The sequence below is a fragment of the Nocardia sp. NPDC055002 genome, from assembly GCF_053608825.1.
The window spans coordinates 58,197-81,807 of sequence record NZ_JBSGWE010000003.1 but is presented as its reverse complement, the minus strand read 5'-3'; the positions used below and the strand labels follow the sequence as shown (position 1 = coordinate 81,807).

Annotated in this window: 18 protein-coding genes; 17 read left to right on the top strand and 1 reads right to left on the bottom strand. The window is 64.9% G+C overall.

Features of this window, described 5'->3' with window-relative positions:
- Position 1 precedes the first annotated feature (1 nt).
- The 16 genes from thrB to ACWF99_RS12595 all read left to right on the top strand — a co-directional run bounded on the left by thrB (position 2) and on the right by ACWF99_RS12595 (position 15,889).
- A complete protein-coding gene (gene thrB, locus ACWF99_RS12670) occupies positions 2-928 on the top strand; it encodes a homoserine kinase (RefSeq protein WP_378635758.1) in 927 nt (308 codons plus the stop codon).
- Between the two features lie 267 nt (positions 929-1,195).
- Positions 1,196-3,376 carry a transcription termination factor Rho gene (gene rho, locus ACWF99_RS12665; RefSeq protein WP_452535997.1) on the top strand — a complete coding sequence of 727 codons (2,181 nt, stop codon included), beginning with the start codon at positions 1,196-1,198 and terminating at the stop codon, positions 3,374-3,376.
- 221 nt (positions 3,377-3,597) lie between these two features.
- Positions 3,598-3,834 carry a 50S ribosomal protein L31 gene (gene rpmE / locus ACWF99_RS12660; RefSeq protein ID WP_067447685.1) on the top strand — a complete coding sequence of 79 codons (237 nt, stop codon included), beginning with the start codon at positions 3,598-3,600 and terminating at the stop codon, positions 3,832-3,834.
- A 94-nt stretch (positions 3,835-3,928) separates the two neighbouring features.
- A complete protein-coding gene (gene prfA, locus ACWF99_RS12655; RefSeq protein WP_062984459.1) occupies positions 3,929-4,999 on the top strand; it encodes a peptide chain release factor 1 in 1,071 nt (356 codons plus the stop codon).
- 37 nt (positions 5,000-5,036) lie between these two features.
- Complete coding sequence (gene prmC, locus ACWF99_RS12650; protein ID WP_452535996.1) at positions 5,037-5,915, top strand: peptide chain release factor N(5)-glutamine methyltransferase; 879 nt, start codon at positions 5,037-5,039, stop codon at positions 5,913-5,915.
- 249 nt (positions 5,916-6,164) lie between these two features.
- Positions 6,165-6,830, top strand: coding sequence for an L-threonylcarbamoyladenylate synthase (locus ACWF99_RS12645; RefSeq protein WP_358117219.1), 666 nt, complete (start codon positions 6,165-6,167; stop codon positions 6,828-6,830).
- A gap of 13 nt (positions 6,831-6,843) precedes the next feature.
- On the top strand, positions 6,844-7,974 hold the full coding sequence (locus ACWF99_RS12640) for an MraY family glycosyltransferase (protein ID WP_378635767.1): 1,131 nt from the start codon (positions 6,844-6,846) through the stop codon (positions 7,972-7,974).
- A gap of 28 nt (positions 7,975-8,002) precedes the next feature.
- Entirely contained in the window at positions 8,003-8,461 is a 459-nt protein-coding gene (locus ACWF99_RS12635) for a hypothetical protein (RefSeq protein WP_378635768.1), read from the top strand.
- A gap of 383 nt (positions 8,462-8,844) precedes the next feature.
- Positions 8,845-9,570 (top strand): F0F1 ATP synthase subunit A, encoded by a 726-nt coding sequence (gene atpB, locus ACWF99_RS12630; protein ID WP_378635819.1) that lies wholly within the window; start codon positions 8,845-8,847, stop codon positions 9,568-9,570.
- 78 nt (positions 9,571-9,648) lie between these two features.
- Entirely contained in the window at positions 9,649-9,897 is a 249-nt protein-coding gene (locus ACWF99_RS12625; RefSeq protein WP_378635771.1) for an ATP synthase F0 subunit C, read from the top strand.
- A 5-nt stretch (positions 9,898-9,902) separates the two neighbouring features.
- Positions 9,903-10,460, top strand: a complete 558-nt coding sequence (locus ACWF99_RS12620) for a F0F1 ATP synthase subunit B (protein WP_378635774.1) — start codon at positions 9,903-9,905, stop codon at positions 10,458-10,460.
- A 19-nt stretch (positions 10,461-10,479) separates the two neighbouring features.
- Entirely contained in the window at positions 10,480-11,292 is an 813-nt protein-coding gene (locus ACWF99_RS12615; protein ID WP_378635776.1) for a F0F1 ATP synthase subunit delta, read from the top strand.
- A 67-nt stretch (positions 11,293-11,359) separates the two neighbouring features.
- Positions 11,360-13,000 (top strand): F0F1 ATP synthase subunit alpha, encoded by a 1,641-nt coding sequence (gene atpA, locus ACWF99_RS12610; RefSeq protein ID WP_101464193.1) that lies wholly within the window; start codon positions 11,360-11,362, stop codon positions 12,998-13,000.
- A gap of 59 nt (positions 13,001-13,059) precedes the next feature.
- Entirely contained in the window at positions 13,060-14,031 is a 972-nt protein-coding gene (locus ACWF99_RS12605) for a F0F1 ATP synthase subunit gamma (protein ID WP_452535995.1), read from the top strand.
- A gap of 25 nt (positions 14,032-14,056) precedes the next feature.
- Complete coding sequence (gene atpD / locus ACWF99_RS12600; RefSeq protein ID WP_056817894.1) at positions 14,057-15,505, top strand: F0F1 ATP synthase subunit beta; 1,449 nt, start codon at positions 14,057-14,059, stop codon at positions 15,503-15,505.
- Positions 15,506-15,511: 6 nt separating this feature from the next.
- Entirely contained in the window at positions 15,512-15,889 is a 378-nt protein-coding gene (locus ACWF99_RS12595) for a F0F1 ATP synthase subunit epsilon (RefSeq protein WP_452535994.1), read from the top strand.
- A gap of 156 nt (positions 15,890-16,045) precedes the next feature.
- Here the strand turns inward: ACWF99_RS12595 and ACWF99_RS12590 are convergent, their stop codons facing one another.
- On the bottom strand, positions 16,046-19,549 hold the full coding sequence (locus tag ACWF99_RS12590) for an indolepyruvate ferredoxin oxidoreductase family protein (RefSeq protein WP_452535993.1): 3,504 nt from the start codon (positions 19,547-19,549) through the stop codon (positions 16,046-16,048).
- Positions 19,550-20,709: 1,160 nt separating this feature from the next.
- Between ACWF99_RS12590 and ACWF99_RS12585 the strand changes: the two genes are divergently transcribed.
- The gene (locus ACWF99_RS12585) at positions 20,710-23,508 is read left to right on the top strand and encodes an AAA family ATPase (RefSeq protein WP_452535992.1); all 2,799 of its coding nucleotides are present in this window, start codon (positions 20,710-20,712) and stop codon (positions 23,506-23,508) included.
- Positions 23,509-23,611: the final 103 nt, after the last annotated feature.

The following is a 23,611-nucleotide window of genomic DNA, read 5'->3' as shown; positions in this document are numbered from 1 at the left end:
GATGACAGCGACGTTGCCCGCCGGTCTCGAAGTGACCGTGCGTGTTCCCGCCTCCACGGCCAATCTCGGTCCCGGATTCGATTGTCTGGGAATGGCATTGGGCATCTACGACGAAATCGTGGTACGCACCACCGAATCGGGTCTCGATATCCGTGTCGAGGGTGAAGGCGCCGACGACGTGCCTTGGGGCCCAACACATCTGGTGGTCCGCGCGATCGAGCGTGGACTGGAATCGCTGGGTGTGTGGGCCGACGGTCTCGACGTGGTGTGCCGCAACGTGATTCCGCACTCGCGTGGCCTGGGCTCCAGCGCGTCGGCCGTGGTCGGCGGGCTTGCCGCCGGCGTCGGGCTGGCCGCGAAGTTCGACCCCGAGCTGCGCGTCGACGACGAACGGCTGGTGCAGCTCGCCTCGGAGTTCGAAGGCCATCCCGACAATGCCGCGGCCAGCGTACTCGGCGCAATCGTGGTGTCGTGGACCGAAACCGATGCCGAGCGGGCCCGCGCCTACCGGGCGGTGCGGCTCACCCCGGCGTCGGCGCTGCGCCCGGTGGTGCTGATCCCCCAGGAACGCTCCTCCACGGCGCATACCCGGGGGCTGCTGCCCGAGCAGGTGCCCCACGGTGACGCGGCGTTCAACGTCAGCCGGGCGGCGCTGGCCGTCGTCGCGCTGACCGAACGTCCCGATCTGCTGATGTCGGCCACCGCCGACCGGTTGCACCAGACCCAGCGTGCCCCCGCGCTACCGCTCACCACGAAGTGGATCGAGCTGCTGCGCGCCGCGGGTATCGCGGCGACCGTCTCGGGCGCGGGCCCGACCGTTCTTGCCCTGACCACCGAGGAATTCCCCGATGACCTGCGTAAACAGGCTGAAGCGGACGGTCTGCGCGTGGTCGAACCCGGCATTGCCGAAGGTGTATCGATCGACTGACGGCGTGCCTGCCTTGCCGTTGTTCGCAATAGGCAGCTATTCTGAGCAAGTCCGTACATCGTGCGCATCAGACGCCGGTGCTTCATCAGGGCAATCGCTCCCCTCACCACTGTCTTCTGGTGGCGAAGGCCTCCGGTCCTCCCGCGGCGGGTAGTACGGCACAGGCGTCGAACATGGACGCATAATCCGAGCTCGGCATATGTTGCCGGTCTACGGAACGGAACCCTCGAATCAGCACACGGCATTCGAGGGAAGGAAAGGACTTCCGTGACAGAAACGGACCTGCTCGCGACACCCGGGGTGGATTCCAACCCTACGAACTCGGGCAGCCGCGAAAGTGAATCCGGACAGATTTCGAAAATGAGCGAACAAACCGACGTCGCACGATCGGGGCTGACTGGAATGCTGTTGCCGCAGTTGCGCGCACTGGCGGGGGAGCTCGGTATCCGAGGTACCTCCGGAATGCGTAAGGGCGATCTCATCGCCGCTATCAAGGAAAATCAATCCGGAGCGCCCGCCAAGGGGGACAAGCCCGCCGCCGCGCCCGTCGCGAACGACGCGCCCGCGAAGAACGAAGCGCCTGCCAAGAACGAAGCGCCTGCCAAGAACGAAGCGCCCGTCAAGAACGACGCGCCCGCGAAGGTGGAGAAGTCCGCCAAGGCCGACAAGCAGGCCGCGCCCGTCGAGAAGCAGGCTCCCGTCGAGAAGCAGGCTCCCGTCGAGGTCAAGGCTCCCGAGGCCAAGACCGTCGAGGCTCCGGCCGAGCAGGCCGCGACCGAGCAGGTCAAGACCGACGCCCCCGCCGACGCCGGCGAGGATTCCGGTCGCGACGGCGGTCAGCGTGGCCGCGGTCGGCAGCGTCGTGGACGTGACCAGGCCCGTTCCGGTGGTGGCGACAACGCCCCCGCCGAGAACCGCGCCCCGGCCGAGAACCGCGCCGAGGAGACCAAGCAGGCCGACAAGGCCGAGGGTGGCGACCAGGGCGAGCGTCGCCGCGAGCGTGGCGACCGCAACGGCGCCGAGCGTGGCGAGCGCACCGGTGGCGGCGACCGCAACGGCAACGACCGTGGCGAGCGCACCGGTGGCGACCGTAATCAGAACGAGCGCAACCAGAACCAGAGCCAGAACGGCAACAGCGGCGGCAATCGCGGACCCCGCGACGACCGCGGTGGTGACGACGAGGAAGGCGGCCGCGGTCGCCGGGGTCGTCGATTCCGCGAGCGTCGTCGTGGTCGTGACCGCGATGGTGGTCCCGCCGGTGGCGGCCAGTCCGAGGCGCGCGATTACGACATTCGCGAAGACGATGTGCTCCAGCCGGTCGCGGGCATCCTCGATGTCCTCGACAACTACGCGTTCGTGCGGACCTCCGGCTACCTCGCCGGCCCCAACGACGTGTACGTGTCGATGAACCTGGTCCGCAAGAACGGCCTGCGCCGCGGTGACGCGATCACCGGTGCGGTGCGCGCCCCGCGTGACGGCGAGCAGAACAACCAGCGGCAGAAGTTCGATCCGCTGGTTCGCCTGGACACCGTGAACGGTGGCGAGCTCGAAGCGGCGCGTCGTCGTCCGGACTTCCAGAAGCTCACTCCGCTGTACCCGAACGAGCGGCTGCGCCTGGAAACCGCGCAGAACAAGCTCACCACGCGCGTGATCGACCTGATCATGCCGATCGGTAAGGGCCAGCGTGCGCTGATCGTGTCTCCGCCCAAGGCGGGTAAGACCACGATCATGCAGGACATCGCGAACGCGATCGCGATCAACAACCCCGAGTGCTACCTCATGGTTGTCCTGGTCGACGAACGTCCCGAAGAGGTCACCGATATGCAGCGTTCGGTGAAGGGTGAGGTCATCGCCTCCACCTTCGACCGCCCGCCGGGTGACCACACCTCCGTCGCCGAGCTCGCCATCGAGCGTGCCAAGCGCCTGGTGGAAATGGGCAAAGACGTTGTGGTGCTGCTCGATTCGATCACCCGATTGGGCCGTGCGTACAACAACTCCTCGCCTGCCTCGGGCCGCATCCTCTCCGGTGGTGTCGACTCGACCGCGCTGTACCCGCCGAAGCGTTTCCTCGGCGCGGCCCGCAACATCGAGAACGGTGGCTCGCTCACCATCATCGCCACGGCGATGGTGGAGACCGGTTCCACCGGCGACACGGTGATCTTCGAAGAGTTCAAGGGCACCGGTAACGCCGAGCTCAAGCTCGACCGCAAGATCGCCGAGCGGCGCGTGTTCCCCGCGGTGGACATCAACCCGTCGAGCACCCGCCACGACGAGCTGCTGCTCTCGCCCGACGAGATGGCTGTGGTGCACAAGCTGCGGCGCGTGCTGTCGGGTCTGGACTCGCACCAGGCGATCGATCTGCTGATGGATCGTCTGCGCAAGTCCAAGAACAACCTCGAGTTCTTGATGACGGTCTCCAAGACCGCACCGAGCGCTCTCGACGAGTGATCGTCTAGAACCACCGGCAAGGGCCTCGCTTCGGCGGGGCCCTTGTTGTTTCCCCAGGGAACAAAGCGGAGGTGGGGGGTGTTCTGGGAGGGTGCGGTCTGCTCTGGCATACTGGACAACTGTGTGTCTGCGAGTTCGCAGACATCCCGCCTAGTCGGTTCCGGTTCACGTACTCCACTCCATGGGGCTACGACCCGGCGACCATTATCGAGAGGACGCCCATGAAGGCAGGAATCCACCCCACGTATGTCGAGACCACCGTTGTGTGTGGTTGCGGCAACACCTTCCAGACTCGCTCCACCAAGGAGTCCGGCCAGATCTCGGTCGAGGTCTGCTCGCAGTGCCACCCGTTCTACACGGGCAAGCAGAAGATCCTCGACACCGGCGGCCGCGTGGCTCGCTTCGAGGCTCGCTACGGCAAGCGCGCGGGTGCCAAGAAGGCCGAAGACGCCTCCTAGTTACCTCTCCCGACGCCCGGTACTGCATCAGCAGGCCGGGCGTCGGTGGTTTCTCTGCCCGAGGTAATCGCTTTCCACACATAAGGAACTCTCTGTGACGCAGCCGTCCGCTATCGACGACATCCTGGCCGAGTACGCCGGCCTGGAGATGCAGCTCGCCGATCCGTCGTTGCACAACGACGCGGGTGCGGCGCGACGGGTGGGCAAGCGGTTCGCCGAGCTGGCGCCGGTGATGAGCACCTATCGCAAACTCGAGACCGTGCGTGACGATCTGGAAGCCGCCCGGGAACTGGCCTCCGACGACGCGTCGTTCGCCGCCGAGGTGCCCGGCCTGGAGACGCAGCTGGTGGAGCTGGAACAGGCTCTCGCCGACTTGCTCGCCCCGCGCGACCCGCACGACGGAGACGACGTGGTGCTCGAGGTGAAGTCCGGCGAGGGTGGCGAGGAATCCGCGCTGTTCGCCGCCGATCTGGCCCGCATGTACATCCGGTACGCCGAGCGGCACGGCTGGAAGGTGGAGACGCTCGACGTCACCTATTCCGACCTGGGCGGATACAAGGACGCGACGCTGTCGATCAAGAGCAAGGACGCCGCGCGCGACGGGGTGTGGTCGCGATTCAAGTTCGAGGGCGGGGTGCACCGGGTGCAGCGCGTGCCGGTGACCGAATCGCAGGGCCGCATTCACACCTCGGCCGCGGGCGTGCTGATCTACCCCGAGCCCGACGAGGTCGAGCAGGTGCAGATCGACGAGACCGACCTGCGCATCGACGTCTACCGGTCCTCCGGAAAGGGCGGTCAGGGCGTCAACACCACCGACTCCGCGGTCCGCATCACCCACCTGCCCTCGGGCATCGTGGTGACCTGCCAGAACGAACGCTCCCAGCTACAGAACAAGGCGCGCGCCATGCAGGTACTCGCCGCCCGGCTGCAAGCGCTGGCCGAGGAGCAGGCCGACCAGGAAGCCGCGGCCGGTCGCGCCAGCCAGATCCGTACGGTCGACCGCTCCGAGCGGATCCGCACCTACAACTTCCCGGAGAACCGGATCGCCGACCATCGCATCGGTTTCAAGTCACACAATCTGGATGCCGTCCTCGACGGTGACCTCGACCCGCTGCTCGACGCGCTCGGCAAGGCCGACCGCGACGCCCGAATGGCTGCCGAGTAATCGGCATGCGGGGCGCTCGAGTGCGCGGGGTGATCCAGTGACCGAACGACTCCGGTTGCGTCCGCTGATCGTCGAAGCCGCCGCGCGCCTGGCCGAGGCGGGCGTCGGTTCGCCACTGCCGGACGCGGAGAACCTCGCGGCCCATGTGCTCGGCACCGAGCGCATGCGGTTGGCGCTGATCCCGATGGTCGAGCTCGAGGTCGCCGATCGGTACCGTGCGCTGATCGAGCAGCGGGCCGCGCGAATTCCCTTGCAGCACTTGACCGGAACGGCGGCGATGGGCGAGATCGACCTCGCTGTCGGCCCCGGCGTGTTCGTCCCGCGCCCGGAGACCGAGCTGCTGTTCGCGTGGGCGCTGGGCTATCTCGGGACACTCACCCACGACCACACTCCGATCGTCGTCGACCTGTGCACAGGCTCGGGCGCCCTGGCGCTGGCCATCGCGCACGCTCGCCCCGACGCCGAGGTCCATGCCGTCGAACTCGACCCCGACGCCCTCTCCTGGGCCCGTCGCAACGCCGGCACCCGCATCGCCGAGGGCGACACCCCGATCACCCTGTATGCCGACGACGTCACCGACCCGGCCCTGCTCACCCCGCTGACGGGCCGCGTCGACCTGGTCGTCGCCAACCCGCCCTACATCCCCGACGCGGCGATCCTGGACCCCGAGGTTGCCGACCACGACCCTCACCGCGCCCTCTTCGGCGGCCAGGACGGCCTCGACATCATTCGGGCGATGGTCCCCACCATTGCCCGCCTGCTGCGCCCCGGCGGCGCGACCGCCATCGAGCACGACGACACCAACGGCGGGGGAGTGGCGACTCTGCTCGCGGCAGCCGGCTTCACCGGCATCGTCGAACACACCGACCTCGCCGACAAGCCCCGCTTCGTTGTCGCGGGCACGGCTCATCCCTGACCGAGTCCGGCGGCGACGCAGTGTCTGCTGTTCGTAACCGGCAAACATCGAACGCCGCCGAATCGCATGGTCGGGCGAGCACGGTGCCACCCAGCACACTCCGGGCATCTGATGCCACGACTGATCCGCGCACGGGCAGGAGCAGCCCGCCGGGGACGGCCAAAAGTCCCCCTACATCCGGCCGTCGGCTCGAGAGCTACACTCTTGCCGCACCTAAGACCGGCTAAATATTCGGAGAGGCGGAACAGCGTGAGTACCGTCTATGACTGTGCCGAGAGCGATTCGCGGGCCGCGGGGATTACGGCGGCTACCAGCGCGTTGAAGTCCGGTCGTCTGGTCGTGATGCCGACCGACACGCTCTACGGCCTCGCCGCCGACGCGTTCGATTCCGCCGCGGTGAGTGATCTGCTGGCCGCCAAGCGGCGCGGGCGGGATATGCCGGTGCCGGTGCTCGTCGGGTCGTGGCACACGATCGACGGTCTGGTTTTCTCGGTGCGTCCGCAGGCCCGGGAGCTGATCCGCGCGTTCTGGCCCGGTGCGCTGAGTCTTGTCGTGCAGGCCGCGCCCTCGCTCGCGTGGGATCTCGGTGATACCCGTGGCACGGTGATGTTGCGGATGCCGTTGCATCCCGTAGCGCTCGAATTGTTGCGTGAGGTCGGGCCGCTGGCGGTGTCGAGCGCCAATGTGTCGGGGCAGCCGCCCGCGACCACCGCCGCGCAGGCGCGCGAGCAGCTGGGGTCGCTGGCGAGCGTGTATCTCGACGGCGGTCCGGCCGAACACGCTGTGGCCTCGACGATCGTCGATCTCACCGCGGATCAGCCGCGGGTGTTGCGGGAGGGTGCTGTGCCGGTGGCCGATATCGCGGAGGTGCTCGGGATGGTGCCGGAAGCCCTGATCAGCTCCGCACAGCGGTGATCGCACGCCGCTGATGAGCTCAGTCGTTCCCCTGCGCGAGCTACTACTCGTGCTGCTCGTCTCCGCCACGGTGACTTTCCTGGCCACCGGAGGTGTGCGGGTGCTCGCCATCGCGTTCGGCGCCGTGGCGGTGCCACGTGAGCGTGATGTGCACGTGAAGCCGGTGCCGCGGATGGGTGGTGTCGGCATGTATGTCGGCGTCGTCGCCGCGGTGTTGTTCGCGCACCAGTTGCCCGCGCTGCGAAGAGGTTTCGACTACGCCCCGGATATCCCGGCGGTGCTGGTCGCCGCGACGATCATCGTGCTGGTCGGCATCGTCGACGACCGGTGGGGATTGGACGCGCTCACCAAATTCGTCGGTCAGATCACCGCCGCGGGCGTGATGGCCGTGATGGGCCTGAGCTGGTACGTGATCTACAACCCCTTCAACGACACCACCGTTGTGCTCGACGCGTTGCAGGGCGGCCTGGTGACCGTCGGCATCACCGTCACCCTGGTGAACGCGATGAACTTCGTCGACGGTTTGGACGGTCTCGCCGCCGGTCTCGGTTTGATCTGCGCGAGCGCGGTTTTCGTGTTCTCCATCGGTTTGCTCTACGACCAGGGCGGTTCGGTCGACACCTATCCGCCCGCGTTGCTGGCCGCCGCGCTGGCCGGCGCCTGTCTCGGATTTCTGCCGCACAATTTCTCGCCCGCGCGAATATTCATGGGCGATACCGGCTCCATGATGATCGGTTTGATCTTGGCCGCGGTATCCACCGGCGCCTCCGGCCGAATTCCCCTACAGGGTTACGGCCCGCGCGACATTGTCGGTTTGCTGTCGCCGCTGTTGCTGGTCGGCGCGGTGATGTTCATTCCGGTCCTCGACCTGTTGCTGGCGATCGTGCGCCGGGTGCGCGCCGGCGTGAGTTTCTCCACACCGGACAAAATGCATCTGCACCACCGATTGCTCCAGATCGGACATTCGCACCGTCGCGTGGTCTTGCTGATCTATTTATGGGTCGGCGTACTCGCGTTCGGCGCGGTGGGAACTTCCCTGATGGACCGGCGACTCGTTGTTCTGCTGGTAGCGGGCGGATTGGTGTTCGCGCTGCTGGTGACCGCGATCCCGTCGGTGCGCAGGACCGAGTCGGCAAAGAGCTGACAACGGCGCGCAAGGTAAAGTTCGGCGCGTGAGCTTTACACCCGAAACCGTGCCAGGCCCCGACGCCCCCCTGCGCGCCGCGCTGCGCTACGGCCTGATCGGCCTCGGTGTGCTCGTCGTGCTCTCGATCGCCATCGCCGGTGCGGTTGCGGGCGCACCGGGAATATGGGGCGCGGTGCTCGGGTCGGCGATCGGCGGCGCGTTCATCCTGACGACAGTCGTGGTCGTACTGCTCGGCGCGAAGCTGCCGCCGAGCACCGCGGGCCTGGCAATGTTGGCGGGCTGGGTGGGCAAGATGCTGGTCGGACTGCTGGTCATCGCCGTTTTGCGGCAGTTCGACTTCTACAGCAGGCCCGCGCTGTTCTTCACCGTTGTCGGTGCTCTGGTCATCGTGCTGGGTGCCGAGGTGTACGGAGTTGCGCGCCAGAAGGTTCCGTACGTGACGACACGCGCGGGGGACGGCGAAACGGCTTCCGAGCAGGAATAATCCCACCCAGCTACACACTGTCGTAGATAGCTTGGTAAAGTGTTGGTAAGCAAGCAGCCAAGCTGGGGCCGAACCCCACTACTTGGGGGGATCGTCGCGATCCCGCCTGGTGCCGCTATGCTTACTGCCGAGTCCGGGCTGATTGCCCGGCGGAGGCATATCGACGATGTCGCCGACACCGCGCAGGTGCTATGCGGACTTTTGCCGCGGAGCCCGTTGTGGCCACGTTCGAGCGTTTGAGTTGATAGCACCTGATCGTCAATGTCCGATCGAACCGACGGGATGATGTTCCCGCGGCCCGAACACGGGAGAGAACGCTGAGCGCCACAACATGGGCGGGCGAGTTCCATACGCCATCACTAATCGACTTCTTCCCTCCAGCGATCTTGTTCGAGGGCACGTTCATCGAGATCGACCGCCTGGTGCTCGTTCGCGTCTTGATGACCGCGGTGCTGTTCGGATTCATGCTCGCAGCATTTCGGAGCCCGCGGATCATTCCCGGCCGGCTGCAGAACATCGCCGAGTTCGGTCTGGTCTTCGTCAAGGAGCAGATTTGCGACGAGGTGCTGGGTAAGGAATCCGGGCGGAAGTTCTTCCCGCTGATCGCGACGATCTTCTTCACGGTCCTTTTCCTGAACTTTTCGGGCGTCGTTCCCGGCTTGAACATCTCCACCAACGGCCGGATCGCCATGCCGCTGGTCCTGGCCGTGATCGCGTACATCGCGTTCAACTACGTCGGCATCAGGAAGTACGGCTTCATCAAGTACATGCGCAGCAGCATCGTGGTTCCGGGTGTTCCGCCTGCGCTCCATGTGCTTCTGATCCCGATCGAGTTCATGTCGACCTTCCTGCTGCGTCCCTTCACGCTGACCGTCCGACTCATGGCCAACATGCTCGCGGGTCACATCCTGCTGGTGATGTTCTTCGCCGCGACGCAGTTCTTCCTGTTCGACGCGGACAACTGGATGAAGGTCTTCGCACCGTTCTCGCTCCTCGCGGGCATCGCGTTCACGCTCTTCGAGCTGCTCGTCGTCCTGCTGCAGGCCTACGTTTTCGCGCTGCTGGTTGCGATCTACATCGGACAAGCCGAGCACGTCGATTCACACTGATCCGACTAGCCACTTACACGAAACCCCTGCTGCACCACGCCGTCCGGCGGGTGAGCAACAGAAAGGAATGGAAGACTCATGAGCCTCTCGTACTTGGCCCAGGAAGCCGTCAACACCACCTCCACCAACAAGGGCTTCGGTGCCATCGGCTATGGTCTGGCCGCGATCGGCCCCGGCGTCGGCATCGGCATCCTCGTGGGTAAGACGATCGAAGGTATCGCCCGTCAGCCCGAGCTGGCCGGTCAGCTCCGGACCACCATGTTCCTCGGCATCGCGCTGACCGAGGCCCTTGCCCTGCTCGGCCTCGTCGCCGGCTTCATTTTCTGATTCCCATGCCTCAGTACACACTGCTGGCTGCAGAGGAAGCAGAGACCGTCAATCCTCTGATCCCAGCCACATACGACATCGTGTGGTCGGCGATCTGCGTCGCCATCATCGCGGTCCTGTTCTACAAGTTCGTGGCACCGCGCCTGACCAAGGTGCTCGATGAGCGTGCTGAAAAGATCCAGGGCGGTATCGCCAGGGCCGAAGCAGCTCAAGAAGAAGCACAGCACACGCTGCAGCAGTACCAGCAGCAGCTTGCCGAAGCCCGGCTCGAGGCCGCGCGCATCCGCGAGGAAGCACGCACCCAGGGTCAGCAGATCCTCGCGCAGATGCGCACGGATGCCCAGGCCGAAAGCGACCGCATCGTCGCCGCCGGTCACTCCCAGCTGGAAGCCCAGCGCCAGCAGATCCTGACGGAGCTGCGTTCCGAGGTCGGCCGTACGGCCGTCGATCTGGCCGAGAAGATCATCGGTCAGTCTGTTTCGGACGAAGCCAAGCAGGCGGCGTCGATCGACAAGTTCCTCCGCGAACTCGACGACACCGACGCCATCGGGGTCGGAAGGTAGCGACGCGAAAGTGAGAAGCATGTACGCAGCGAGCCGCGAGGCCAGTACCCGGTCTCGCGAGGCGCTTCGGGTCGCTCTGACCGGAAGCGAAACTGTTGCGGCCACAACGGGGTCGGAACTGTTCGCCGTTGTCGCCGTGCTGGACGACCAGCGTTCGCTGCGTGTGGCGCTCGCGGACGCCTCGGTACCGGGTTCGGCGCGCGCTGAGCTCAGTGAACGGGTCTTCGGCGGCAAGGTCAGCGCTGCCACGCAGGCAGTGCTGACCACCGCGGTGGCGCAGGACTGGTCACGCACCCGCGACCTGGTCGACACCTTGGTGCTGCTCGGGCAGGAGGCTCTGCTGGAGTCTGCCGCCGTCGGTGGCCGACAGGACGCGGTGGAGGACGAGCTGTTCCGGCTCGGACGCATCATCGCCGACAACCCGCAGCTCGAGCAGGCACTGTCCGATCAGGGAAAGCCCGCGCACGCGCGCCGCGAACTGATCGAGCGGCTGCTCACCGGCAAGGTCGAGCCGGTCACCCTGGCGCTGGCCGAGCAGGCGGCGACCCGGCTGCGGACCAACAACATCGGCGTCGCCTTCGACGCCCTGTCCGATCTGGCGGCGGCCCGTCGTGACCAGATCGTCGCCCACGTGAACTCGGCGGTCGAGCTGAACGATCAGCAGAAGGAGAAGCTGTCGGCTTCCCTGCAGCGGATCTACGGCAAGGCGGTCACCGTGCACGTGCAGGTCGACCCGACGCTGCTGAGCGGCGTCGTCGTGCGCGTCGGAGACGACGTGATCGACGGCAGCGCCACCGGCCGACTGGAGAAGCTGCGTCGGGCTCTGTCGTAATCGACAAGGCCCTGACTCCACTTCCCCCATCCCCGACATTCGAGACCACAGCGAGAGCAGGAACAACATGGCGGAGCTGACGATCTCCTCCGACGAGATCCGTAGCGCGATCGAGAGCTACACCCAGAGCTACACCCCGGAAACCTCCATCGAAGAAGTCGGCGTCGTGACCGATACCGGCGACGGTATCGCGCACGTCAGCGGCCTGCCTTCGGCGATGGCCAACGAGCTGCTCGAGTTCCCCGGCGGGGTTCTCGGCGTCGCGCTGAACCTCGAGGACACCAACATCGGTGCCGTCATTCTCGGCGAGTACGCCTCGCTGGAAGAGGGCCAGCAGGTCCGTCGCACCGGCGACGTGCTCTCCGTCCCCGTGGGTGACAAGTTCCTCGGTCGCGTCGTCAACCCGCTCGGCCAGCCGATCGACGGCCTGGGCGAGATCGAGTCCGACGAGCGCCGCGTGCTGGAGCTGCAGGCCGCGTCCGTGCTGGAACGTCAGCCGGTCGAAGAGCCCCTCGCCACCGGTATCACCGCGATCGACGCGCTGACCGCCATCGGTCGCGGCCAGCGTCAGCTGATCATCGGCGACCGCAAGACGGGCAAGACCGCCGTCGCGATCGACGCGATCCTGAACCAGAAGGCGAACTGGGAGACCGGCGACGCCGACAAGCAGGTTCGCTGCATCTACGTCGCGATCGGCCAGAAGGGCTCCACCATCGCGGGCGTCAAGACCGCGCTCGAGGAGCACGGCGCGATGGAGTACACCACCATCGTCGCGGCCCCGGCCTCCGACTCCGCCGGCTTCAAGTGGCTGGCTCCGTACACCGGTTCGGCCATCGGCCAGCACTGGATGTACCAGGGCAAGCACGTCCTCATCGTGTTCGACGACCTGACCAAGCAGGCCGAGGCGTACCGCGCCATCTCGCTGCTGCTGCGTCGTCCGCCGGGCCGCGAGGCGTACCCCGGTGACGTCTTCTACCTGCACTCCCGTCTGCTGGAGCGTTGCGCGAAGCTGTCCGACGAGATGGGTGCCGGCTCGATGACCGGTCTGCCGATCATCGAGACCAAGGCCAACGACGTCTCGGCGTTCATCCCGACCAACGTCATCTCCATCACCGACGGCCAGGTCTTCCTCGAGTCCGACCTGTTCAACAAGGGCGTCCGCCCGGCGATCAACGTCGGTACCTCGGTCTCCCGTGTCGGTGGCGCCGCCCAGACCAAGGCCATGAAGAAGGTCGCCGGTTCGCTGCGTCTGGAAATGGCGCAGTACCGCGAGCTGGAGGCGTTCTCCGCCTTCGCCTCCGACCTCGACGCCGCGTCGCTGGCGCAGCTCGAGCGTGGTGCCCGCTGGGTGGAGCTGCTCAAGCAGGATCAGTACTCCCCGGTCTCGGTCGAGGATCAGGTCGTCTCGATCTTCCTGGTCGACGCCGGTTACTACGAGTCGGTGCCCGTCGAAGACGTGCGTCGCTTCACCGCCGAGCTGCTCGAGTACCTGCACGGTGCGACCCAGAGCTCGTTCGACGCGCTCGAGGGTGGCAAGAAGCCGCTCGCCGGCGAGGCTGCCGACGCGATCAAGGCCGAGACCGACAAGTTCAAGCAGGGCTTCCTCGATTCGAACGGCAATCGCATCGTGAACGAGGCTGCCGCGGGCGAGCTGGACCACGAAGAGGTCGAGTCGCTGTCGGTCACCCGCAAGCACGTCGACAAGTAAGCCGGGTCCATGATGTCGGCAATTTCCGATCTGGCGAATGAAGGGAGTGTGAACCGCTAGTGGCAAGTTTGCGCGAATTGCGCTCCCGCATTCGTGGTGTGAATTCGATCAAGAAGATCACCAAGGCTCAGGAACTGATCGCGACCTCGCGAATTTCCAAGGCCCAGGCCAGGGTTGCGGCTGCCAAGCCGTACGCCGAGGAGATCACCAAGGTCCTCGGCGAACTGGCGAGCGCTTCGAAGAACCTGTCGCACCCGCTGCTGACCGAGCGTCCCAACGCTCGTCGGGCCGCCGTCCTGGTGATCACCAGTGACAGCGGTATGTGCGGTGGCTACAACTCGAACGTGCTCAAGCGCGCCGAAGAGCTCATGACCACGCTGCGTGGCGACGGCAAGGAACCCGTTCTGTACGTGATGGGCAGTAAGGGCATCACGTACTACAAGTTCCGCAACCGTCCGTTCCAGGCGTCGTGGTTCGGCTTCTCCCAGCAGCCCAAGTACACCGATGCCTCGGCCGCGTGCCAGCACCTGGTCGAGGCCTTCATGGCCGGTTCCGCCGGCGAGGTCCCCTCGCTGGACGGCACCGGAACCATCGAGGGTGTCGACGAGCTGCACATCGTGTACACGAAGTTCGTCTCGATGCTGACCCAGAACCCGGAGGTGCGCCGCCTGGCGCCGATCCAGGTCAGCTACGTCGACGAGAACTACGAGCTCGGCGACGACATCATGTCGGACTCGCCGAACGCGGTGGTGTCGGCACAGTACGAGTTCGAGCCGGACGCCGATGTGCTGCTCGGGGCATTGCTGCCCAAGTACATCAACACGCGTATCTACGCATCGTTGCTCGAGGCAGCGGCATCCGAGTCCGCGGCTCGGCGCACCGCAATGAAGGCGGCGACCGATAACGCCAACGAGCTGGCCAATGTGCTCCAGCGCGAGGCGAACTCGGTGCGTCAGGCCCAGATCACGCAGGAAATCAGCGAAATCGTCGGCGGCGTCAATGCGCTGGCGTCGAGCTCGGACCGCGACTAAGTAGCGCAGGAAGAGAACCAATCTAATGACCGCAGCTGTCACTCAGGACAACGCGAAGAAGGCGGGCGAAACCGCTGGTCGCGTCGTCCGTGTCATCGGCCCCGTCGTGGACGTCGAGTTCCCGCGTGGCGCCATCCCCGAGCTGTTCAACGCTCTGAACTCCGACATCGAGCTCCCGTCGGTGGCCAAGACCCTCACCCTCGAGGTCGCCCAGCACCTCGGCGACAACATCGTGCGCACCATCTCGATGCAGCCGACCGACGGCCTGGTCCGTGGCGCGACTGTCACCGACACCGGCAAGCCGATCTCGGTGCCCGTCGGCGACATCGTCAAGGGCCACGTGTTCAACGCCCTCGGTGACTGCCTCGACACCCCCGGCCTCGGCCGGGACGGCGAGCAGTGGGGCATCCACCGTCAGCCGCCGAGCTTCGACCAGCTCGAGGGCAAGACCGAGATCCTCGAGACCGGCGTCAAGGTCATCGACCTGCTGACCCCGTACGTCAAGGGCGGCAAGATCGGTCTGTTCGGTGGTGCCGGTGTCGGCAAGACCGTTCTGATCCAGGAGATGATCACCCGTATCGCTCGCGAGTTCTCGGGCACCTCGGTGTTCGCGGGCGTCGGTGAGCGTACTCGTGAGGGCACCGACCTCCGTCTGGAAATGGAAGAGATGGGCGTCCTTCCGGACACCGCCCTCGTCTTCGGCCAGATGGACGAGCCGCCGGGCACGCGTATGCGCGTGGCCCTGTCGGCGCTGACCATGGCGGAGTACTTCCGCGATGTCCAGCACCAGGACGTGCTGCTCTTCATCGACAACATCTTCCGTTTCACCCAGGCCGGTTCCGAGGTCTCGACCCTGCTGGGTCGCATGCCTTCGGCCGTGGGTTACCAGCCGACGCTGGCGGACGAGATGGGTCAGCTCCAGGAGCGCATCACCTCGACCAAGGGTCGCTCGATCACCTCGCTGCAGGCGATCTACGTCCCCGCCGACGACTACACCGACCCGGCGCCGGCGACCACCTTCGCCCACCTGGATGCGACGACCGAGCTTTCGCGCCCGATCTCGCAGAAGGGCATCTACCCGGCCGTCGACCCGCTGACCTCGACCTCTCGTATCCTCGAGGCTTCGATCGTCGGCGAGCGCCACTTCCGGGTTGCCAACGAGGTCAAGCGGATCCTGCAGAAGTACAAGGAACTGCAGGACATCATCGCCATCCTCGGCATGGACGAGCTCTCCGAAGAGGACAAGGTCCTCGTCGGTCGCGCCCGTCGCCTGGAGAAGTTCCTCGGTCAGAACTTCATCGTCGCCGAGAAGTTCACCGGCCAGGTCGGCTCGGTCGTTCCGCTGGAGCAGACCATCGACGACTTCGACCGTGTCTGCAAGGGCGAGTTCGACCACTACCCGGAGCAGGCGTTCAACTCCTGCGGTGGTCTCGACGACGTCGAGGCAGCCGCGAAGAAGATCCTCGGGAAGTAGTCCACTATGGCGGAGATGACAGTTGATCTCGTAGCTGTGGAACGCAAGCTCTGGTCCGGCCAGGCTACGTTCGTCAGCGCGCAGACCACCGAAGGTGGGATCGGCATCATGGCGGGCCATGAGCCGCTGCTGGGTCAGCTCGTCGAGGGTGGCACGGTTTCGATCGTGTCGACCGACGGCGAGCGGATCGTCGCCGCGGTGCACGGTGGCTTCTTCTCGGTCACCGCCGATACCGTGCGTGTGCTGGCCGAGTCCGCGGAACTCGCGGGTGAGGTCGACATCGACGCGGCGCGCAAGGTGCTGGCCGACGCGAGTGCTTCGGATGAAGAGCTGCGCTCGGCACAGGGCAGGGTGCGCGCCGTCGAGGCGACCGCAACGGACTGAATCGTTGCCGATCGGCCGACTCCCAGTCGATCATGAGTGAATTACGGTGAACCGGTGTCTCCCTGAATGGGAGGCACCGGTTTCCTGGTTCTCCTGCTGGACGCGCGGCAGGCGGAAGGGGCACGACGACCCGATCCGCCTGCTACTACCGACGGCTCACTCGAGCACGCGTGCCGCCCGCGCGGTAAGGGCACCGAGCTCGGGGGTCTCGATCGCCAAGGCCCGAAGCCGGCGCCGATAGGCCTCGACGCTACGGAGTTTCACCGAGTCGTATCCGCGGATCAGATCGGGCGCTCGGGCGATCTCGACCGCAGTGGCGTAGGTCTGTTCGGTCATGGCCGCGGCGGTGTCGTGAACCATCTCCTGGTATTGAGCGAGGATCGCCCGTTCCAGGCGGCGCATGTGGGCGTATCCGAACGGGTCGAACACGGTGCCACGCAGGACCTTTCCCCGTGCGAGCAGTCTGAGCGCGGCGTGGGTGCGTGGCCGGAACCCGACCTTGGTCTTGCGGCCGAGAGCTCGCAGTACCGGCGGATGAAGGCGGAAGGTGAGGTTCACGCCGCCGGGCACAAGGGCGCCGGTCATCGCACGAAAAGCCGGGTCGACGAGCAGACGCGCCACCTCGTATTCGTCCTTGTAAGCCATCAGTTTGAACAGGCTGTGCGCTACGCCTTCGCTGAAATCCGTGGTCGTGACCGTCGTTCGCTCGGTATCCCAGACACGCTGTACGGCCGTGAGATATTTTGCCGCGACCTTCTCGTTCTGAAAAGCGACCAGTTCGGCGGCTCGACGCTCGACTACCCGTCGCAGCTCACCGTCGATGGTGATCCCGGTGAGTAGGTGATCCGGCGTCGCGGGGACAGTCCGGGCAGGCGATGTCGCGCCGCCGGCTACAGCCCGAGCGAATCGGTCGGGCGACGCGACGGCTACCCGACCCCATCCGAAGGCTGCGAGGTTGACCGGGACCGCGACGCCGTTGGCGCGGATGGCGTCTTCGATGGCGGCGGCGGGAACAGCGAGTGCACCGTACTGGTAGGCGGCCCCGACGAGCAGGAAGTTCGCCGAGGCCGTATCGCCGAACAGGGCAGTCGCCGCGCCGAGGGTGTCGAGGGCGAACAGCCGGTGCGACGACGTCTCCAACCGGGACAAGAGATCCTCGGTCGCGGGATAGGACACGGACGGGTCGTACACCATTTCAGCGGTCGGGGTGGGACTGGTCGAGGCCACCATCACGGTGCGCTGCGGATCGGCCTGGGCGAGGTTCGAAAGATCTGCGGCGGTGAGCAGATCGAACGCCAGCACAGTGTCGGCGGAACCAGGGCCGATCCGGTTGGTCGCGGCCGGATCCTCGAGGCTCAGCCGAAGGTGCGATGTCACCGGGCCCGCCTTTTGGCTGAGGCCGGTCTGATCGAGCCCGGCGACATGCAGTCCGGCTCGCAGCGCGGCTACACCGAGTACCTGGTTGACCGTGACAATGCCGGTGCCGCCGATTCCGGCCAGGAACAGATTGTGTGGGGTTGCGGCGGTCGATTCGGGCGCGGGCGGCACCGCTGGAGGTTCAGGTACCGATTGCTTCGTAGTGGCCCCGGAGTCCGGCAGATCGACAGTGACGAACGCCGGGCACTCGCCGTCGAGGCAGGTGTAATCGGAGTTGCAGGAACTCTGGTCGATGCGTGTTTTGCGGCCGAACTCCGTTTCCACCGGCTGGACGGACAAGCAGTTGCTCTTCACTCCGCAGTCGCCACAGCCTTCGCAGACGGCTTCGTTGATGAGTACTCGGGTACGCGGAACCGGCAGGAGTCCCCGCTTGCGTTCTCTGCGCGCCTCGGCGGCGCACTGCTGATCGTAGATGAGGACGGTGACACCCTTGGTGTCACGGAGCACCCGCTGAGCCTCGTCGAGACGGTCTCGGTCCCAGACCAGGGCGCCGTCGGCCGGTCGGCTTCGCGCGTACCGCGCGGGATCGTCGGTGCAAATGATGATCTTGGTGACCCCTTCGACGGTGAGCTTGTGCGTGAGATCGGTGACGCTCAAAGCCCCCTCGGCGTCCTGGGCTCCGGTCATGGCGACGGCGGAGTTGTAGAGGATCTTGTAGGTGATGTCCACGCCGGCGGCTACGCACGCTTGTACAGCGAGTTGTCCTGAGTGGAAGTAGGTTCCGTCACCGATGTTCTGGAAGATGTGGCCTACATCGGTGAACGGCGACTGGCCGATCCACTGGGCGCCTTCGCCACCCATCTGCGTCGTTCCGGTGACCTGAGAATCGGTACGCGATGACATCGTCACCAGGATGTGGCATCCGATGCCGCCGCCGACCAGAGACCCTTCGGGCGCCGCGGTCGAACGATTATGCGGGCATCCTGAACAGAAGGAAGCTGTTCGGCGAGTCGGGAGCAGCGTCAACTCACGAGAGAGGGGTGGCTGACGGACCTCGACCCGATCACGGAGAACCCGGTACAGGGGAGCCGACAGCCGCGCGGCGGTGAGCTGCCCGTCGGACGGCACCAGGGGAACGCCGTTGGTGTCGCTCTTTCCGATGACTGTCGGCGGCGCGGGCGTGCCGTAGAGAGCCCGGGTGACCTGGAGCTCGACGAAGTCGGTCTTGTCCTCGATCACCAGGACGGTATCCACGCCCCGAGCGAGGCGGCGCACCTTGTCCGCTCCCAGCGGGTAGGGCATGCCGACACGTAGTACCCGGATGCCCGCCTGAGCGAGATCGTCGACGCCGAGCCCGAGGGTGGCCGCGGCCTCGCGAACGCTGTCGTACGCAGTTCCGACAGCGATGATGCCGAGCCACGCCTGTTCTGGGTCGATCTCGATGCGATCGATGTCGTTGGCGGCATTGAATGCTTCCACCATCGCCCAGCGCGGCCCGTAGAGATCGGCCTCCGCGTACAAACTGTCCGGTGGCGCCCCGAGCACACGTTGCCGATAATTCCAAGGCGCCCCTTGCCATTCGATCTCCGGTATTGCGATATCGAAGGAGGCGAAGTCGCGATCGAGAGTCCATATTCCGTCGGCCACATCCGCGACGATCTTCATCGCCGAAAGACAGCCCGAAGCGCGGGAAAGTGCGATTCCGTACAGCCCGAAAGCGATGATCTCCTCGGCATCGCGTGGAAAGAAGACCGGCATACTGAACGCGGCGAGGGATCGCTCGCTGGCTGCGGGGACGGTCGACGATTTCGCTGCCGGATCGTCACCGACGACAACCAGTACGCCTCCGGTGGGGTGGGCGCCGTACATGGCCGCGTGGCGCAATACGTCGCCCGCCCGGTCGAGTCCGGGGGCTTTCCCGTACCACACGCCAACTACTCCGTCGTGGGTGCGCGCGCCCTGGGGGAGCTCGAGCTGGCTTCCCCATACCGCGGTCGCGGCCAGCTCTTCGTTCAGCCCGGGAACGAGGTGCACGTCGTGGTCGGAGGACAGCTCGGTGATGCCGGCGAGTAGTCGGTCCAAGCCGGCCAAAGGGCTTCCCGGGTACCCGGACACGAAGGTTGCCACGGAGCGGCCCGCGCGCTGATCCCGCTCGTGTTGTTCCACCAATTGGCGAGCGATGGCTTGGATGCCGGTCAGCATGACCGGCCCCGAATCGACCCGATATCGATCGGTCAGGTCTATCGGTGCCGAGGATGTATCAGGTGTATGGGTTCGAGTCATCTGACGACCTCTGGTTTCACGCAGCGGTGTGCCGCAGTTGTCTTTCACGAAAGAGGGATGATCCGGCCCAGCTATGGGCACACGGATGGGGCATCGAACATTGTTCCACTCGGGCTCCGGTAACGCTAACCATTCTGATCTCGTACCGTCAAGTCGAAATTAAGCTAGGTCTTCCGAGTATTTACCGGGTGCCTGGGTTCGAATTAATAGACGAATTATGGGTGCGAACTCAGGGGGCTGATAGGGGTTGTTTTTAGGGGTCATCGGCGTTTATGTTTCAGTCATTCCCCTGTGTAATGAGCACACTCACCATGGGTCGCGATCGTCCCCTCCGTCCAAGCTGCGTGGGGCGAGATCGGCAGGATGGCAGGCCGCAAGCCGCTGCTCGGTCAGCTGAGCGAGGGTGGCACGGTGAACATCGCGTCCGACAGCGGCGCGCGCATCGTCACGGCCGTACACTGCGGCTGCCGCTCCGTCGCCGGCATCTGTGTATCGGTCGAACATATTGACGCACAAGCGAACTCGGTGAGACAGCTGACGAGGGCGTGCTCGGCGATCCAGAGGCGAGCGGGTCGATGGGGCCACGGCCGAAGGCTGGATCCGCACGATCGCCGAGGCTTGATCCATCGCGAGAACCAACGGGCACCACCCGTTTGGGTCAGGGCGACTGAAAGCCCTGCTCATATGTGATCTATCTTACTGCCGGGCGTGTGGTGCGAATCATCTGGGGATTTGGCGATAGTCGACGTCTATCTGCTGTGTCAATGGGTTGCGGGCCACTTCTGCTTCGGTTAGCCTCGAGTGGGAAGTCGATCATTTGAGTCGCCGGGCGATCCGGCTCGGCACTTCGAGCGATTCTCCAACTGTTCTTTCGGGTGGTTTTTCTCTATCTGTCGTTTTTATGCATGGTTACGGCGAGAGATGTAGTGGGGGCGATAGTAGGTCGACAATTTCCGCATGCGTTGATTGTCGGATTGACGCAGAGTAGACTCGGTCCAATTTCTATTTCCAACTGGAAAGTCCAGCTCGCGTGGAGTTACTGGCCCGGTTCTGGATTGATTCAACGAGAGTTTTATCGGCGTATCTCCGGATTTCTTATCGGGAAAGCGGCAGCTATGCCTCTGTGAATGGTTTCGGTTCGAGTTCTATGGGTGGGGTATATGCTTTCGAATCATATCGCCGAACGCAGCGGGGAGCTACGTTCTCTGGCGACAGTACTGACCGAAGTGTCCAGCGGCCGGGGCGGTGAGCTGGTGGTTATCTCCGGCGCCGGTGGAATCGGAAAATCGACACTTCTCCAGGAATTCGGCAGGCAAGTACCGAGCGAGGTCGACTTGTTGTCGGCTACTTGTTCTCTCGATGAACAGGCGATGCAATTCGGTGTGATCGGTCAACTTCTGCAGAGTTCACCGTCGGAAACGCGATCGGGTCGCTGGGGGTCGGTCCTCGAGGTGATGTCCGAAATCGGTCATGATCCGGAATATGTCTCCAATGCCGCAGTGGTTCGATTGGGTGCTGCCTTCGCGGAAGTGATGCGGGAGCGAACGGTCGTTGTCTCGATCGATGACAGTCACTTCGGCGACCGTGCTTCTCTCATGATACTTTCGTATCTTCTCCGGCGCATGTCGGTGTTACGCGCACTGATCGTCGTGACAAACCCACTGGCCTCCTCGCTCCTGCAGTCTCCTTTTCAGTCCGACCTGATGCGCCATCCCAATGTTTCCCGTATCCGGCTGAGTCCTTTGACTCGGAAAGGGGTTGATCAAGCAATTGCCTGTTATGTCGGCGATCGCCGTTCGAAAGCTATCTCGGACGAGGCGTACTCGGTTACCGGTGGTAGTCCGCTATTGGTCCGGGAGCTTGTCGAGGAGTTCTGCCGGCATATCGAGTCCGAGGAAGAGGACCGCGCCGTTCGTGAGGGCGGCATCTCCAGATTCGTCGTCGGCGGTGTGCTGGGCGGGGCGGTACTGGCATGTCTCCACGGCGGTACGGATCATGTCCGGGTGACCTATGGGCTCGCTGTGCTCGGCGAGGACGCAACTCCTGAACGTGTGGCGCGGCTGACCGGTATCCCGACGCACATGGCGGACGAGACCATCCAGCAGTTGTCGGAATCGGGGTTGGTGTTAGGCGCTCGTTTGCGAAGTCCGCTACTGGCCAGGTCGGTCGTCGAGCAGATGTCGGCGAAGGAACGGCTTCACCTGCACCAGGGAGCGGCATGGCTGCTGTATGACGAGGGTCAGCCGTCCATCAAGATCGCCCGCCATCTCGTTGCCGCCGGTACAGCTGTTGAGCCGTGGGCTTTTCAGGTCCTGAGGGACGCCGCGATTCAGGCGGTACAAGTCGATGAAATGGAGTTCGCACTCGAAACCCTGCACCTGGCAGGAACCGCGTGCACCGCGGAGCGGGACCGGAATGCCATCCGCCTGACCCGGGTCGCCGTCGCGAGCTGGCAAGATCCTGCGGCCACGGTACGCTGGCTCGATCCCTTGGTCACCGCGTTGAGAGAGGGCCACCTGCAGGGTGCGGACGCGCTGCAGCTGATGCACAACCTCACCTGGCACGGACGACTCGACGACACCGCTGCGAGTTTGGTTCTGCTCGCCACGACCCTCGACCCTGGTGATTGGCGTGCAGCGGCGGCGATGCGCTCGTATCGCGCGTGGCTCGAATTCGTCAGCCCTGCACTGGTCGATTCGGAAGCGAGCAGAAGGCTGTTCGAATCCCAGCCCGGATCGTCGCTGGTCCTACTCGACAGACAGACCAGGGCCACGGAACTGCTGCTGACCGTGCTCAGGGGTGGCGCGCAGGAGCAAACCATCGCAATCGCCGAGGAGATAATCGAAGGCTGTTCCTTCGATGCCGAATTCGTGGAGACCTCTTGTAGTGCCCTCCTCGCGCTCGTGTATGCGGGCAGGCTGGATATCGCGCAGAGTCGCTGCGATTCTCTGCTCACAATGGTCGCGGCCCGCCGAGCCTCCAGCTGGGAGGCGTTCTTGATCTGCATCCGGGCGCTGATCGCCGAGCATCAAGGTGATCCGATCGCTGCCGAACATTATGCGCGCGAAGCCCTGGATCGCATATCAGGAAACGGCTGGGGTATCGGAATCGGCGAGGTTCTGGCGATCCTGGTTTCGGCGAATACGGCGCTGGGGAAGACCGACACGGCGGCCAAGTGGCTGAGCCATCCAGTGCCGGACATGCTTTTCCAGACGTTCTTCGGTGTGAAATACCTGCATGCCAGGGGTGAATATCACCTCGCCGTCGGCCGCACGGATGCCGCACTGGCGGATTTCGTGGCCTGCGGTGATCTGATGGTCCGCTGGGGCATCGACATGCCCGCGTGTGTGCCCTGGCGGGCGTCGGCCGCTCGGGCCTGTCTCGCACTCGGTGATATTGCCGGGGCGCGCACCTACCTCGACGAGCAGAGCTGCCGACCGGGAGCGAACGTGCCCTGGGTTCGCGCGGTCTCCTTGCGTGTCGCCGCCACCACCCGGCCGCTGCGTGACCGGCCCGCGTTGCTGCAGGAGGCGCTGGTGCAGCTCTCCCGCGCGGAACACACGATCGAGACGATTCGGGTGCTGACCGACCTGAGCCAGGTCTTTCGCGAGCTCGGCTTGTCGGGGCGGGCCAGATCCACGGTGTGGAAGGCATGGAAGGTGGCCCAAGCGTCTGGTCTCGAAGCGCTCTGCAGTAAACAGTTGCCGTCCGACTTGACCGCCCACCTGCATGTTGTCGAGGAGGCGGAAGCAGACGAGATGGTCACCCTGACCGATTCGGAGATGGCGGTTGCGCGATTGGCTGCATTGGAGCATACGAATCGCGAAATCGGCAGAAAGATGAACATTACCGTAAGCACGGTCGAACAACATCTCACTCGCGTGTATCGAAAACTCGGTGTCAATGGTCGTAAGGAGATCGGCCTTGTTCTCCGAATGTATCCGGCCGACAGCGCATAATTTCCCGATCTCATCGGTTGTCTGCAGATCTGCTCCCCGCACCGTATGGCGTGGGGAGCAGATCTATTTCAATATCGAGAGTTTCCGCCGGGTGCCGTGACAG

Bases quoted from the DNA above. Each gene is read 5' to 3' on its own strand.
- thrB (WP_378635758.1), top strand. From the start codon at position 2: ATGACAGCGACGTTGCCCGCCGGTCTCGAAGTGACCGTGCGTGTTCCC.
- rpmE (WP_067447685.1), top strand. From the start codon at position 3,598: ATGAAGGCAGGAATCCACCCCACGTATGTCGAGACCACCGTTGTGTGT.
- ACWF99_RS12640 (WP_378635767.1), top strand. From the start codon at position 6,844: ATGAGCTCAGTCGTTCCCCTGCGCGAGCTACTACTCGTGCTGCTCGTC.
- ACWF99_RS12625 (WP_378635771.1), top strand. From the start codon at position 9,649: ATGAGCCTCTCGTACTTGGCCCAGGAAGCCGTCAACACCACCTCCACC.
- ACWF99_RS12620 (WP_378635774.1), top strand. From the start codon at position 9,903: ATGCCTCAGTACACACTGCTGGCTGCAGAGGAAGCAGAGACCGTCAAT.
- ACWF99_RS12615 (WP_378635776.1), top strand. From the start codon at position 10,480: ATGTACGCAGCGAGCCGCGAGGCCAGTACCCGGTCTCGCGAGGCGCTT.
- atpA (WP_101464193.1), top strand. From the start codon at position 11,360: ATGGCGGAGCTGACGATCTCCTCCGACGAGATCCGTAGCGCGATCGAG.
- atpD (WP_056817894.1), top strand. From the start codon at position 14,057: ATGACCGCAGCTGTCACTCAGGACAACGCGAAGAAGGCGGGCGAAACC.
- ACWF99_RS12595 (WP_452535994.1), top strand. From the start codon at position 15,512: ATGGCGGAGATGACAGTTGATCTCGTAGCTGTGGAACGCAAGCTCTGG.
- ACWF99_RS12590 (WP_452535993.1), bottom strand. From the start codon at position 19,549: ATGACTCGAACCCATACACCTGATACATCCTCGGCACCGATAGACCTG.
- ACWF99_RS12585 (WP_452535992.1), top strand. From the start codon at position 20,710: ATGCTTTCGAATCATATCGCCGAACGCAGCGGGGAGCTACGTTCTCTG.